The sequence below is a fragment of the Acinetobacter sp. NigerLNRRAM0016 genome (assembly GCF_054112845.1).
The window spans coordinates 1-14,530 of the sequence record NZ_JBSYVT010000057.1; the positions used below are offsets into that span (position 1 = coordinate 1).

Genomic DNA, 14,530 nt, shown 5'->3' on the forward strand with positions numbered 1-14,530 from the left:
ATTCTTTAAGTACAGAGGTGGCAGGGGTAAAAGCTGAAGTGACACTTCTACAAGGACAAGTGAATTCCAGTATTTTGTCTAGCATTACTAAACTGGCTCAGCAGGGGAAACCTATTTTACTGTTACTTGATGAGATTCAGGCTTTAGCTAGTTCAAAATATAAAACCACGATTGCCAGTTTACGTACCGCTTTAGATATGCATAAAGAAACAATAAAGGTGATTTTTACTGGTTCAAGTCGAGAAGGCCTGAGACAAATGTTTTCTGTGAGTAGTGCTCCATTTTTTCATTATGGACAGAATTTACCTTTTCCAAATCTAACAAAAGCATTTACAGATCATCTGGCAGATGTATTTAATCAGACAACAGGACGTAGTTTGAATAAAGAAATTTTATGGCACGCTTTTTTAGATATGAAGCAAAGTCCTCAACTAGCAAGATCATTAGTGGAGCGTTTAGCCTTAAACCCAATGCTGGCTATAGATTTTGCCAAGGAACAGCTTATAGCCGATACAATGGGGCATCGTGACTTTTCGGGATTATGGGGAGAGTTTAAGTTATTAGAACAGCTAATTTTAAAAGCCATAGCGGAATCGCAAGTTGAACTTTATAGTAGTCAATTTAGACAACATCTGGCTGATTCCATTGGTGTAGATAACATTGCGGTATCAAGTATTCAATCGGCCCTACGTTCTTTATCAAAAAAACAAATTATTTTTAAACCAGAAAATGGTACTTATGAAATCGAGGATGCTCTTTTTAAAGAATGGATTATGGATGAAGCATAATTTTGAAAACTCACTTGGATAAAAATAATACTTTACTACTATAATAAGTATATAATAGGCAAAACTGCCTGTACTTTACTATTTAAATAGAATTATGAATGATTTTTGATCTTTCCAAATATTTCTGAATAATCAATCGATCGATTGTGCCACTATTGAAGTAATAGGTGAAAAAGCTAAAGGTTGGAAAGCTAGCTGCGGAACATATTATTCAATGGATTACGCAATTGAACATAACCAAGATGAAATCTATCGGGATAGATGATGAAATTCTAGAAAATTGTGCATATCGCATTGAAGGTATTTGCGCACAATTAAAGGAGATTTGTTATGGATAAACGTTTTATTCCACTCTCTCAAATAGAGCAAATTAAAAAAAGACAATATGTCTTAGAACAGATTCAACTGAATCCCGATTGGCCGATACATGTCATTGCAAAATTCATTAGAACAGAGCTGCATCTGACATTACATGAAATGTCCAAGATCACTAAAATTTCGCTTCAAACTTTACAGAAACTAGAGCGATCAGATGCAAATCCAACTCTAGAAACAATGCTAAAATTTTTAACCCCATTTGGTTTAAAATTAACGGTCGTGAAGAAATGATCACTTCTATCAGGATATTTTCGACCTCAATGATCTGTTTAACTTCTCGGATTTGATTGTCTTTACTCACAATATTCCTATTGAGTGAGTCGAATCTGTGCTCGGGTTGAGCAGTTCGGCTACTGTTCTGAAATGACAGCTTTGTCCGTTATAATTGTATAAACATTTTTAGTGTCTGGTAATTATGTCCTCATTGATCAATTTTCTATCTCGCTTTAGTACTGCAACTCTTCAGCGCAGCCAGAGCTATGCTAAACACATTGATAGGAAAACGATTGAGTTCTTTGAGGAAAAAGACGGGGTTACGATGTATGCCCAAATTGAAGGAACAGATTATTACGATACCGCAATTACCTATAATCCCCAAAAAGACCGTTTAATCGATGACGACTGCACTTGTCCGGTTGGATATAACTGTAAACATGCTGCTGCTTTAGCGCGGTTATTCTTTCAGGAATATCGCCAGGAATTTCAGCAGCGTTATGCTGACTCTCAATCCCCGCAGGGAATCACAAAACGCCAACGGGGGGATGATCAGGCGCAGCGCTGGTTGAATGATTTTAAACGGTATTTACAACAGACTGAACCAGAGCAATCTGTCAAAACAAACAATTATTTAATTTACCTGCTAGATCAGTCTGTCAGCTTAAAGAAATTGACAGTTGATGTTCAGAAGGCCAGACGCAATAAAAACGGCTCAATTGCGGGGGAAAGTTATTATACCCAATATGAAAATATCACCAGAAAGCATCTGACTTTACCTGAACAAAAACGACAATTATTTAACCAGATTTATTATTATGCCAAAATAAACAGTGACGAACGCTTTTATCAAAGCAATCTTGATATCTCCAGAATTTTATTGGAGCATTTCAAATCTTTTATTCAAAGTGGCGATGTGTACTGGCAAAAAAAGAGCCATACTGCACTTCAATGGTCAGAACAAGGCTATCACATCGAACTGATCTGGCAACAAGGTGTAAACAAACAGACAGAGCATTTAAACATTGAATTGGTCAATGGTGATATTCGACTTGATTTGAAATCAAATCCACATATTCAGATTCTCGCGAGCCATCCACCATGTTATGTGAATATTCAACAGAACACGGTGGGCCAGTTATATGGTGAATATACGGCAAATCTTCTGTACCATTTTTTACAGATGCCTGATCTTCCATCTATGCTCTTGCCAGAGTTTGAGAAACTGACTCATCAATATTCAGACGTGAAAAATCTGCCTCGGCCCGAGTCTATTCAGCATATTGATGTCCTTGAGGGAAGTCCCCAGCCAATTTTACGCTTCGGTGTTTTAGATAAATTTGATTGGAAATGGGAAGAGTCTGTTTGTGCTGAAATTGAATTTTCCTATGCTGGTGGGCGAATAAAAGCAGGTACATCAGGTGACAGTTTTATTGGTGAGCAGCATGGCAAAATGGTGCGACAGCTTCGGGACTTAGTTCAGGAACAACAGTCAATCCAGCGTTTACAGCTATTGGTCGAATCACTGAAGTGGGTGAAAGATCTTAGTTATGACCAGCAATTAAAACTGGATAAACAACGTCTCGATTCTATGGTTTTTGCTTTCTATGGAGACTGGATCAAACAGCTGATGCCCATCAATCAAATTGAGTTGATGGGCTGGCAGATAGAGCATCTGGAAAACAGCCCCTTTAACCTGCAATATGTTGAAAATTTAAATATTTCTATCACTGAATCTGAAGGCCAGCAGGACTGGTTCAATATCGGGGCGACGGTTCAAGACAGTGCAGGCAATTCTTATAATTTACTTGATGCGCTCGTAGCTTTGGTGCGAGTAAATCCTGATTTACTTGATCCGCGGACTTTTATTCATCTGCATGACAGTCAAATTTTCACCCTGAAAACTGCAGTGGATCAACCTGATTTGGCGCTATCCGCTAGGGATATTAAGCCGGTATTATTGCATCTGCAGAGCATTTTACAGCAAGAAGAGCGCAGTATTGATCGCTATGATGCGAGTCAATTATTAGAATTGCAGCATAATCTTGGGATGACATGGCAGGTCAGTGATCGCCTGCAGAAATTTGTACATAAATTCAAACAAGGCTATCAGCAACAACTGCCGACACCACAAGGTTTTCAGGGGGAGTTGCGTCTATACCAGCAGCAGGGCTTAGGCTGGTTACAGTTTTTAAGGGAAACCCAGCATGGCGGGATTCTGGCGGATGATATGGGTTTGGGTAAAACAGCACAAACTTTAGCCCACTTACTCATGGAAAAGCAGGCTGGTCATTTGCAGGACAGACCCGCCTTAATTGTTGCACCCACATCGCTGATGCATAACTGGTTCAAAGAAGCGGAAAAATTTACCCCTGAGCTCAAGGTACTGCTGCTACAAGGCCCCGACCGCCATCAGTATTTTGAGCAGATTTCACACTATGACATTGTGTTAACCACCTACCCGCTCTTGGCGAGAGATGAAGAGCAACTGAAGCAATATGAATATCATCAACTCATTCTGGATGAAGCGCAGAATATTAAAAATCCGCGTGCCAAAGCTGCACAGGTAGTACGGCAATTAACAGCGCGACATCGTCTATGTCTAACTGGTACACCTATGGAAAATCATTTGGGTGAGCTGTGGGCACTATTTTATTTTCTAATGCCAGGATTTTTATATTCACAAGAAATCTTTAATAAAAAGTACCGCTATCCTATTGAAAAACGCGGTGATCAGCAGTTAAGGCAAAAGTTGGTAAACCGCATTAAACCCTTTATTTTACGTCGCTTGAAAACTGACGTCGCCAAAGAATTGCCAGAAAAAACCACGATTGAAGTCAATATTGACATGAATGAACAGCAATCCAAGCTATATGAGGCTGTTCGCGCCACGATGCAGGCAAGCATTCAGAAAATTGTGGCAGAAAAAGGCTTTAAACGTAGTCAAATTCAAATTTTAGATGCCTTACTGAAGCTACGTCAGGTGTGCTGCCATCCTAGCTTACTGAAACTGGATTCAGTGAAAACCGGGCAGGCACACTCTGCCAAACTTGAACAGTTGATCGATATGGTCGTTCCAATGGTGGAAGAGGGGCGAAAAATTCTTATCTTCTCTCAGTTTACCTCAATGTTGGAACTGATTGAGCAGCAACTTCATCACGCAGAAATTGGCTATGTGAAACTGACTGGGCAGACCAAAAAGCGAGATGAAGTTATTACTGCATTTCAGTCTGGACAAGTGCCTGTGTTTTTAATCAGTCTGAAAGCAGGAGGGGTCGGTCTGAATTTAACAGCCGCAGATACAGTCATTCACTATGATCCATGGTGGAACCCTGCTGCTGAGGATCAAGCTTCAGATCGTGCATGGCGGATTGGACAGGACAAACCGGTATTTGTGTATAAACTGATTACCAACCAAAGCATAGAAGAGAAAATTATTGCCTTGCAGCAAAATAAAGCCGAACTGGCACAGTCAATTTTAAGCACCGATCATGAGGGAGAAGCGAAACTGACGGAAAATGATGTGATGAACTTGTTTGAGAAATTTTAGTTTGGTTACTGGTTGCCCTAATCACCTGTAAGTATCTGAAAGTCTGGATGCAATTTTTTCCAATGTTCTCTTAATTTTTCTTTATGAGCGGAAATCATAGGTAAGTCTAGTAATAGCGCTGGCCATAATGATCGAGCATTATCCAGAATATCGTGAAGTTGCTTCTCGATGATACGCCATGGAACGCCGACTTTTTCTGCCCATTGCTTAAAATGCTTCATCTCAGCTAAATACCAATCTTTATTTTTGGCAAGATTTAATGCGAAATGATGCTCATTTTCAATATATACACTAGTCATTAATATATCGTATGCGGGTGATAATCTTGGTGCACTTTTATCGTAATAAATCATACTCCAGTTCTTTAAGTGTGCATCTCCATTGGCGAGTAAAATATTTATGAGTAAACGGCTGGCAAATTGCTGAATATCAATAATTTTGTTATCTGAAAATTGATAAATGATCTTTCCTATCTGCTCATAATTTGTGGTGCTGTATTTCTGATGTGGATATGCGCCGAAGATCTGAGCAAAATCTTCGATGTGAATAAGCTCTGTAGTATCAGCAGTACTCTGTCTATCAAATCTTTTGATTGCGAAAGCATATTGCTCTTGGGGTAAATTTAATGGTGGAAGGTCTTGTAAAAGGGCCATATCCACCAAGCGAATCTCAGGGACATCTATTCCGACCGTTTTGGCAAGGGTCATCATAGAATATTCATTTAGCGGAACAAAAGCATGTCTGGAAGAAGGAGTTTTGATAATCCAGTCCCCGAGTAGAGTCGTTTCCGTTGCCTGTGCTAGTGTAAAACGCCCATCTTTGGCTTTCATGGAAAACTTCATTTGGACGCCGGCCAAGGAAAACTTATTATCTGTTCGAATCTCTTGCTTTAAAATTTGATCTGGATTCGAGATCTGCAGTTTGAATTTTATTTCATCTGGAATTTCTTCTGGATCTAATGGAGTCGCAATGAGTGCTCCAGGTAAATCATGACCTAAAGCTGCCAATAACTGAAATTCATTGTCTATATGTACTTTGAGGCTTTGTGCAATCAGTTCACGTAATGCACCTTCTGGTAGCAAGTTTGATAGCAAGGGGTGTAAGCGCTGATGTGTAACATAGGTCTTTTCTAAAATTTTATCCGCTTGAGGATACAAGGGGGAAGTCAGCAGGCTCAAGGTCGGACGTTGCTGATCAAAGCGGAAAGAATCTGTAAAAACCAGAATATTTTTTCCGCTCTGAAATCCTGCCAAGTATCCAACGATACCGTGATGTAATGTTAATTTCAGGACGGCAACAGTATTCATGGTTCCTCTCCTCCGAGAAGACCCTTCCATGGGTTAGTCATTAAGTCATCCTGATCTTCAATAGTGACTTTAATTTCATCATTCAATAATTGTCTGATCAAATGAACCTTATCATCAGGGATGAGCATCAGTTGAGCATTTAATCCTGCCGCTATAATTTCTAAGGTCTCTAATCGAGGGTTGCCCTGACTTTCCAGTTTTTGGTACTGCTGTCTTGAAATGCCTGTACGGGATTGCATATCAACTTGCTTTAAGCCCAATTGGGTTCGTCTTTTTTTGATTTGCTGAAGTAAAGACTTATTCATTGTAGATACATTTATTGCTTTTAGGTCCTATAAGAAACATATTAGTTTCTTTTTTTTTGAAAAGCAATTTATGAATTTATCATTTCGATCTGTAAAATAGCCCTACTTGTATGAGAAATGGGTGTTCAAGTTGTTGTTGATTTTGCATTGTTGGATGTAAATACCAAATGATAAGAGCCTGTAAATAATTTCATTCATCATATTCTGAAAATATTTCTTCAATTTCATCCCACTGTGGCAATTTAAACTTTTTTTTATTCACTTCGAATTGTAAACCCACGCCATCAAGCACACGTTCAAATATGTCAAATGAACCTGTAAAACGGCCATTCTCTATCTCTGAAATTGTTGTTTTATTGACTTTAGTCTTTTCTGAAAGACTTTTCTGTGTATAGCCTAATCCTTTTCTTGCCAAACGTATTTCTTTACCTATTTCGCCTCTTGTAGCCATATCAATTTTTCGCTCCCGAAACTTGTTAGCCATATAGCAAACTTTTAACTAATTATGGTGAATGTTTGCTATATAGCAAACTTCTATAATGATTGTTGAATAGTTATTGAATTTATAAGGGGGATTTACCTCGCATCAGGTTAATAAAATCCAATATATAGCAGCAGTTCGCAATTAATTGACGGAATTAGGCCAGACATATACATCTTGAGAAGAAGGGGGATTCTTATACCTCGCATTTGAATTATTGGAGAGGACTATCACTTTCAAATTTTTCTATAATACTTTGCTTATCTTAAAGTTTAGCCCGAAGACCTTCCACCAATTGTAAAACAGAGGCCAATCCTTGAGGGTTCTGAATCTGTTCTATTGGAATACCACTCATCAATTTATTGGGTGATTTCATAAAATGCTGCATCCAGGCTGTATCCCCACCTGTAAGAGCATCTAGTGATGTGGTAATACGGATTAAAGTGAGGGCGATTTCTCCCTGTTTTGAAGTGGGATCTAATTCAAGAGAGGTTAATTTTTTCACTGAATCTATATTCAGTATTAAGGCTAGTTGATCTTGTGTAAGACCAAGGCGCTCAGCAGCAGCTAAAACTGCCTTAGCTAATATCATTTTCTGTTTTGCAGTTTTTTCTGATGTTGTACGCATGACTGATCCCTGTTTCAGACGCTGCTAATTCATAGAGTTTATACTATTTAATTATCGTTGATCAGACATCCAATTTTTACTAAAGATATATTAAATTTGACTTTAGATAAGGAAACAACGGTTAAATTATTTAACAGCATGTAGTGATTTCTAGTCCTGCAACTTGGAGTTCAAGAGATCGAGGTCTACCGATACAGGCTAAATGTAAACAGAATTTAAACGCTGCCAGTGCTTTGGCATCTTTTGTTGAGTAAAGCTGGAGACGAACATAATCTTCTTGAGTCGTAGGATGCTCTGTTGTGCTCGATTTAGTCAGCTTCAGTAATAAAGGTTGTTTCTTTTTATCTAACAATTGTACCAAGTCTTGTCCAAGCAAATGCCAAAATTGATGGGGAAACAGGTCTTTTACCTTGGAATAAAATGATTCCAATTGATCGATTTTATTCCATCGATAATGAATGCCGGTATGAGAAACTGTAACACGACTTAAAAATGTCTCAAGCACCGCTTTTATTTGATCTGGCTTTTTTTCAAATATATTTTGAATATTTTCAAAAAAATAGTTCCTTGCTGTGCGCTCTTCAACGGTATCTATCATGGCGGGTTTCAAAGGTTTATCCAGATGATTTGTGTTGTTGAGATCAAATAATCTTGGGTTATTTTTTTGAGACTTGAGCTGGCCTAGTTGTTTTGCATTTTCATACCAGTAGTTAACCAGTTCTACAGGTAAACACATTTCCTTTGAGACTAGATCTGGATCATGATGAATTTCCAGTAAATTTAAGCATTTAAAAAACCATGCAAATGAAATTTTGGATTCCTTTGTTCCTGCAAAATATTTAAAAAAATCATGAGGCTGAGCGTTAAATGAAACCTCATCTAGAATATCTTCTACGTTACTTTTTAACCAGTCAGTTTGATCGTTGAGTAACTGCTGACTTAAATGGACAGCATGTTTTTCGAAATTGAATGGAGCAGAATCTTTTACTGTGTTTAAAAATTTGAAAGAAGGCAGGTAGCCCATCATTTTCTTTGCTAATTGAGTATCTATGTCTGGGTGATATTGCAGTATTTTATGTCCAGCGATCAGGTAGCTCAGATGAATATAGCTTTTAAAGGTTTCCGTAGGGTCAATGTGACCCAGTAAATGGGCAATCATAAACCAATGATTTTGACCATGCGTATTACGGAGTAACTCTGTCCGAATGGACTGATATTCTTCTGCAGTATAATCCGTAAGATTCTTGACCAGTGGAGCATAATCGCAGTTGAGCAGAATGGATAAGTGATTGGCAGCCGTGTGTCGAAATGAGTGAAAAGAATAGTCATGAGTTTTAAAAAGCTCGTTCATAATCATTCTGAAAGGTGTTGTCACCGTATGTTTGTTCAGCTTGCTATTTTCATTCCAGTTGCTGAATAGGTATAAGTTTTCCTGATTGAGTAATCGTTGCTCGACTACATGATTATGAAATATTTGATATTCATCGGTTTTTAATAAGCAATATACAGGGACTTTGCGTTCAGCACTATCTGTTTTAAGTTGATGTAAGTTTCCTTTCTTTTTTGAGCCGTAGGGCTGAATCCAAACGGATAAACAGCTCAAGCCCTCAATATCCCGCACACGTAAGCCGAGAATTTCATTAATACGCATACCGGTACGGTAAGCTAAAATATAGATGATTTTTAATGTCTTATACGTATTTTCTTGACTATTAGCCCCTGAAAATAAGGTATCTAACTTGTTCATGAAAGCTTGATAAGTCATGGGACCAATGATACGTGCTCTCGGTCTGTTTTGTATGGCAATTGACTCTAATTCGAGAGACTCAGCGTCAAAAACTGTTTGTTGAAAGCTATGGAAGCGTTTCAACATTCTGACGGTCTGACCACTGGATTTTTTAAAGTTAAGCTCGCCTGCCTCATCTGCAAGTCGGGTATTCGTAATGATTTGCTGATAGATATTAGCCAGTATCGTATTCAGATCATCTTCGCTATCTAGATATTGTAAAGAATGGGTTAGCCAAGGCTCGGCAATACGCGAATAATAAGTGTAAATCGAACCGTCTTTTAAACGCTTATTCTGCTGAAACGATTTTTGAAATTGGTTTACGCAAAAATTAAAACGTTCAGCCAGTGGCTGAATCTGTTCTAATTCTGGTTTATAAAGGCTGATGAGCCATAAGGCGACACGTTTACTATACTCATTAAATTTATTAGTATTTTCAATGCAATATTTAATGATTAATGCATCGATACTTTGATCAGTTTGTGATGTACGAATCAGTTGTAAAAGGTCTTTGTGAATCTTTATAACATCATCCAAGGCTTGCTGAATGTCATCATTAGAGTAGGATTCCCTCACAGTAGATGGTGATTTTTCTACATTTGAATCAGTAAGAGTGTCCTGCTGATATTTAAATTTTGGATGAAGAAATCTTTCAAATTCTATTTCTGATAAGCCACAGGTTGCAGTATTCTCAATGAGGCATTGTGAAAGTGCAGGATCAATGTCAACTTTCGGGAGTTGCATCCAGTTAAAGTTGGCGCAGTCGCGTAACAATTTATAAGTTTTGAGATTAAATGGTAACTTAATCTTATTAAAAATAAGCTGTAGATAGTCTTCTACATTCTGGTTTACTGTACGAATATTTCTGCTATTAAAATGAATTAACCATAAGCGTGTAATTTGATCCGGAATAAAATTACGCGATTTACGGATGGTTTTTTCATCAATAAAGAGATCTCCATAAGAGGGGGAGAGCGGTTCTAAAAATATAATGTTCAGATCTTCGATCTTTCTGATTTTTGCCGGATCTTTTAAGTGTTCAAGCAAAGCTTCTAAAGAGGATTTTTGATTTAAGCCTGAGTAAAGCAGGGCAGAAATAACAATATTTCCAATGATTTCATCATCAGAAAATGTCTTGCTATCTTTCGCTAGAATCCAGTAGTCCCAAAGCTTATCAAGAACTTCATCAACCTGATGTCCCTTCTCGATCCAGTCCATTGTAAAAACCGGCTGATCACGCTGCATCTCAAATGTCAGATTTGGTAGGGGCAAAGTCTCACGACGATTTAAATTGATTTGCTTGATATATGACCGAAAAAATTCATGCGCATATTTTTTCCAGGCCAAGCTTGGAGCTTTGCGTTTAATAAACTCATAAATTGCTGGATAGAAGGATTCAAGATGCCCTTTTTGTTCCAAATCTTGTTCTTGGAAGTATTGAATTAGCTCCTGTTCTACATCTGCTCGAAGCTGTTTTTCCTGATCGAGTCGGTCTTGTTTTCTACGTGCTTCGGCATATAGTGTTCGAGTTTGCTTAGTACGTTTATTGAGTGAGGACATCTAGTTCAATACCGGTAATATTAAAATGATCTTTCATTTGTTCAAGAATATGAGCAATGCTTGAATATTGTGAAATAGATAAGCTGGAATAAGGATGAGCAGCTTCTTGCTGCATCGGTTCATGACCGAATAAAGCTAAAATTTCAATTTCGTTAATTTTATTGCTGAGAAACGCACGGGCAGTATGCCGGTGCCAGTTTTCATGCTCCAAACCTAACTCAGGATGAAAGTTTTTTACAATTGATGGCCTTAATGGGTGCCATTGACCATCCTGAAAGATATTCAAAAGTGGAAGCTTGCTCTCTAAAATATGTTGAATATATTGTGGAATTTCTGGCTGACTAGGAGCAATTTGAGTTTTAAAATAATGTAAAAATTCTATGAATTTCTGGAGTTCTTGTGCGACAAAATGACCCAGTGGAATTAAACGTCCATAGCCTTGACGCCCACCCACCTCTTTATCAGAAACCATGCATATTTTTCTTTTCAGGTTAAAGCTTTTTAAAAAACCTGGAAATTCAGCGACGGGTCGTGCAGCAGTAAAGAGCAACAAGAAATGCCACATCCACAGATTGTAATGATTGAAAATTGCTATCCAGTCGTCTTCTTTTTGTGAAATTATTCTGAATTTGAGTGTGGCAAAGATATTTTGAATCACATTTGAAGTAGGTGCTTTGCGGCTACCAAAGTTTTTTTCTGCAGCATATTCGATATTCTGGTAGTCATCGGATAACGACTCACACAGCTCTTTTAAAATTGAGACATATTCAGTCTGTAAAGTCAGGATATTTTGATGACAATAAGAAGTAGAAGAAGACTTATTTGCATCAATACCGGTGAGAAGGTCAGCAAGCTGTTTATTTCCAGTGCGTTGCAAAATAGTCTGATGTAAAAGAGAGCTAATTCTTATTAATGATAATTTTGGAATATAAAGTTTGGCTCTCAGCTGTTTCAAATGTTGCTGAATGTCCTCTTCCGTAACGGTGTTACCATCTCGTAGCGAAGCAATAAATGAATTCGGGATCGGGATGTCCAGATGAACTGTTTGGTTGAGCAAGCCATCTGGATAAGCAAAATCCTTATTTTCAAAAATTGAAAATTTACTTCTCAGAAAATATTGCCCATTGCTTTGCTTGATCTGTTGGCGAGAATTCAATTTTTTAGCACGTTTACTTTGTAGATGTAGCCACTCCTGGATTTTATTTCCGGTCAGAAATGACAGCATCAGGATCAAGGATGCCTTCTTTTTTTTGGTTTCTTTATCCTTGTCTTTAGAGTCTTCTTCAATTTCAACAATGTAATTTTTATATAGTTCAGTAAGTAGAGCACTTATACTTGTGATATTAGGAAAGAGGCTGCTGTATGGCAGCAAATGTTCTTTTCGTTGAATATGTTTGGCAACCAGAGGCAGCACATAGCTCTGGCTGGATTCTGAATATTCAGCCAGAGGGGTAACGATGGTTGGGTCTACAAGTATTTGACGTGTATCTTGGTCATCTAGTTGTTTTTCTATATTGAGAGCTTTAGATTTTTGCCCTTTTTTAATTTCTGAACTTTCTACAATCAGCTGATCTTCGTCTAAAAATTCATGTTGCAGTTGAGTCTCGATGCTCTCTTTGGCAATTTTTGCTTTATTTTCCAAAACATAATTAAAGGTGATGCGGATCACTTTGAGCAGGTTTTGCATAAAATCATTAGATGACTCTTTATCACGTTCTTCATCAATAACCTCATTCAAATACCGAATAAATTCAACTAAGGAAAGGGATGGATCTTTAAGATACTTTTTCCAAAGAAGCATATATTCAGGAGTATTTTGATATTCTTTTTCGGAACTCAGAACCCGATTGGCGGTACGGAAGCGCTGGAATAAACGTTTTACAGTGTTGAAATGTTCTGTGTGATCATCTTTAAAAAGTTCAGGTTGAATGTCTGGAAGCGCAATTAGGTAAACTGCTGCTTTTAAGACCAGGATATTCCAGATTAACGCATTTTCTTCTGACTTTGCTAATTGTGCAATTGAGTTCACATACCAAGTGACTGGTGTTGCGCGAACAGTATGTTTTCGAGAGGAGACCAAGGCAGCGGGTCTAGCAACAACAGAACTGGTTTCTAGATCAAAATCTAATAGATCGAGATTCAGCCCTTCCAGACATTGATCAGTTGGATATGAAATCAGTAAATCAGCAACATATTGAATATGTTTGGTACGTTGGAGCTGCTCGTCACCAAAGAGTTTTTCCAGTGTCTGTTTTAATGATACCCGCGTAATATCAGCAGCATTTTGATGGCTTGGGTTAGATTCTGACATTATGCTTTCCATAGCTGATCTGGCGTGAGAACGAAGTCGGGATTGTTTAGAAGCTGCTGCACAATTCCACTGGTTTGCTGCAGTTGATCAAGCACATTCTGTCTTTTCCGGTTTATAACTTTATTGCGGTAATTCAGTTGATTTTGTGTGCATGACAGCAGTTCTGCAAGCAGATCCAAGCTCATAGTACGGTGAGGTTTGAAAGAATTTTCTTTGTTTAAAGCCAGGATAACTTCAGATGAAATATGGGCATTAATCAGCGATTGCATTTTTTTAGGGTTAAGTCGGTCCAGTTCATGATAAAAGGACAGAAATTTTATGAATTCTGAACTTGCCACTTTTTTTAATAGCTCAATTTTGTCCTCATCTTGAGGAAAAGAATGAACAAGTACGTTAATATTTTTTGGTATATGCTGAGACCAATATAGAAACCACTGAAAATTATTTGTAATGGTAAAACCAGAGAAATTAGGATCTTTCCATACGTGAAGTTCGAGACTTGGATTTAATGTAGACAAATCAGTTTTTAAGGATTTAAAAGCCTCTTGATAGCAAAGATAAATTCCAGAAAAATAAGGATGTACACTGATTTGGATTTTATTAAAATTTTTACACAACAATTTTTTAGGTGTGCCAAATTTTTCATTGAAATCAAAAGCCGTTTCCATAGTCCCCATAAGTGTAAAAAACAATCAATTGAATATTCTTATAATTTTTTGAAATATTAAACAAGATTGATATACCCCATATCTTGTGTATATTTACAATTAATATACAATATATTGTTATTTTTATATAATTTTAAGAACTAAATAACAACCTATAACATGCTGTATATTTGAAGATATAGAGGTTCTTACTTGGGAAATTAAACAATTGAAACAGGTAGAAGTTGTTACAGATATTCTATGCAATCAATCTCCCACTTGAGTTTTCAGCCTTATTCGCACATTGGAGGTATAGTTTCAAGCCTGATGAAAACGGAGCTTGGAAATTTTTATTAGCTAAAGAACTGAAAGAAGTTGAATATTAAATTAATACAGCCTCAAAATTAAAATGGACCTCTTTACCTAGAGGGCTATTATTTTGAGTTCATAGGGGACAGCTCTAGTTATCCCAGTATGAGACAGCCTCATTCTGCCCTGTTTCAAATGCTTTTGGACTCATTCTTTCGAGATGCTAATGGCACCTGATTTGATTATAAAATATCTTTATATAATCTT

Annotated in this window: 10 protein-coding genes; 3 read left to right on the forward strand and 7 right to left on the reverse strand. The window is 37.5% G+C overall.

Going from position 1 to position 14,530, the window contains the following annotated elements; translation table 11 throughout:
• From ACWQ4X_RS18525 to ACWQ4X_RS18535, 3 genes are all read left to right on the forward strand, one after another.
• On the forward strand, window positions 1-788 hold a 788-nt coding region (locus ACWQ4X_RS18525), incomplete at its 5' end, for a hypothetical protein (protein ID WP_457904576.1).
• 330 nt (window positions 789-1,118) lie between these two features.
• Window positions 1,119-1,397, forward strand: coding sequence for a helix-turn-helix domain-containing protein (locus ACWQ4X_RS18530; RefSeq protein ID WP_005001571.1), 279 nt, complete (start codon window positions 1,119-1,121; stop codon window positions 1,395-1,397).
• A 184-nt stretch (window positions 1,398-1,581) separates the two neighbouring features.
• Complete coding sequence (locus ACWQ4X_RS18535; RefSeq protein WP_457904577.1) at window positions 1,582-4,929, forward strand: DEAD/DEAH box helicase; 3,348 nt, start codon at window positions 1,582-1,584, stop codon at window positions 4,927-4,929.
• Between the two features lie 17 nt (window positions 4,930-4,946).
• Here the strand turns inward: ACWQ4X_RS18535 and ACWQ4X_RS18540 are convergent, their stop codons facing one another.
• The 7 genes from ACWQ4X_RS18540 to ACWQ4X_RS18570 all read right to left on the reverse strand — a co-directional run bounded on the left by ACWQ4X_RS18540 (window position 4,947) and on the right by ACWQ4X_RS18570 (window position 13,975).
• Window positions 4,947-6,236: a type II toxin-antitoxin system HipA family toxin gene (locus ACWQ4X_RS18540; RefSeq protein ID WP_454495201.1), complete on the reverse strand. Its 1,290-nt coding sequence runs from the start codon at window positions 6,234-6,236 to the stop codon at window positions 4,947-4,949.
• Window positions 6,233-6,541 (reverse strand): helix-turn-helix transcriptional regulator, encoded by a 309-nt coding sequence (locus ACWQ4X_RS18545; RefSeq protein ID WP_004282130.1) that lies wholly within the window; start codon window positions 6,539-6,541, stop codon window positions 6,233-6,235. Before ACWQ4X_RS18545 ends, ACWQ4X_RS18540 begins: the two co-directional genes overlap by 4 nt.
• 190 nt (window positions 6,542-6,731) lie before the next feature.
• Complete coding sequence (locus ACWQ4X_RS18550) at window positions 6,732-6,992, reverse strand: helix-turn-helix domain-containing protein (protein WP_004907126.1); 261 nt, start codon at window positions 6,990-6,992, stop codon at window positions 6,732-6,734.
• 295 nt (window positions 6,993-7,287) lie between these two features.
• Entirely contained in the window at window positions 7,288-7,650 is a 363-nt protein-coding gene (locus ACWQ4X_RS18555) for an MbcA/ParS/Xre antitoxin family protein (protein ID WP_004907123.1), read from the reverse strand.
• A gap of 130 nt (window positions 7,651-7,780) precedes the next feature.
• Window positions 7,781-10,996, reverse strand: a complete 3,216-nt coding sequence (locus tag ACWQ4X_RS18560) for a tyrosine-type recombinase/integrase (RefSeq protein ID WP_457904578.1) — start codon at window positions 10,994-10,996, stop codon at window positions 7,781-7,783.
• The gene (locus ACWQ4X_RS18565) at window positions 10,980-13,307 is read right to left on the reverse strand and encodes a hypothetical protein (protein WP_004907117.1); all 2,328 of its coding nucleotides are present in this window, start codon (window positions 13,305-13,307) and stop codon (window positions 10,980-10,982) included. The genes ACWQ4X_RS18560 and ACWQ4X_RS18565 overlap by 17 nt, the downstream gene beginning before the upstream one ends.
• Window positions 13,307-13,975 (reverse strand): hypothetical protein, encoded by a 669-nt coding sequence (locus ACWQ4X_RS18570; protein WP_010588950.1) that lies wholly within the window; start codon window positions 13,973-13,975, stop codon window positions 13,307-13,309. The genes ACWQ4X_RS18565 and ACWQ4X_RS18570 overlap by 1 nt, the downstream gene beginning before the upstream one ends.
• Window positions 13,976-14,530: the final 555 nt, after the last annotated feature.

Bases quoted from the DNA above. Each gene is read 5' to 3' on its own strand.
- ACWQ4X_RS18550 (WP_004907126.1), bottom strand. From the start codon at position 6,992: ATGGCTACAAGAGGCGAAATAGGTAAAGAAATACGTTTGGCAAGAAAA.
- ACWQ4X_RS18530 (WP_005001571.1), top strand. From the start codon at position 1,119: ATGGATAAACGTTTTATTCCACTCTCTCAAATAGAGCAAATTAAAAAA.
- ACWQ4X_RS18565 (WP_004907117.1), bottom strand. From the start codon at position 13,307: ATGTCAGAATCTAACCCAAGCCATCAAAATGCTGCTGATATTACGCGG.
- ACWQ4X_RS18570 (WP_010588950.1), bottom strand. From the start codon at position 13,975: ATGGAAACGGCTTTTGATTTCAATGAAAAATTTGGCACACCTAAAAAA.
- ACWQ4X_RS18545 (WP_004282130.1), bottom strand. From the start codon at position 6,541: ATGAATAAGTCTTTACTTCAGCAAATCAAAAAAAGACGAACCCAATTG.
- ACWQ4X_RS18535 (WP_457904577.1), top strand. From the start codon at position 1,582: ATGTCCTCATTGATCAATTTTCTATCTCGCTTTAGTACTGCAACTCTT.
- ACWQ4X_RS18555 (WP_004907123.1), bottom strand. From the start codon at position 7,650: ATGCGTACAACATCAGAAAAAACTGCAAAACAGAAAATGATATTAGCT.
- ACWQ4X_RS18560 (WP_457904578.1), bottom strand. From the start codon at position 10,996: ATGTCCTCACTCAATAAACGTACTAAGCAAACTCGAACACTATATGCC.
- ACWQ4X_RS18540 (WP_454495201.1), bottom strand. From the start codon at position 6,236: ATGAATACTGTTGCCGTCCTGAAATTAACATTACATCACGGTATCGTT.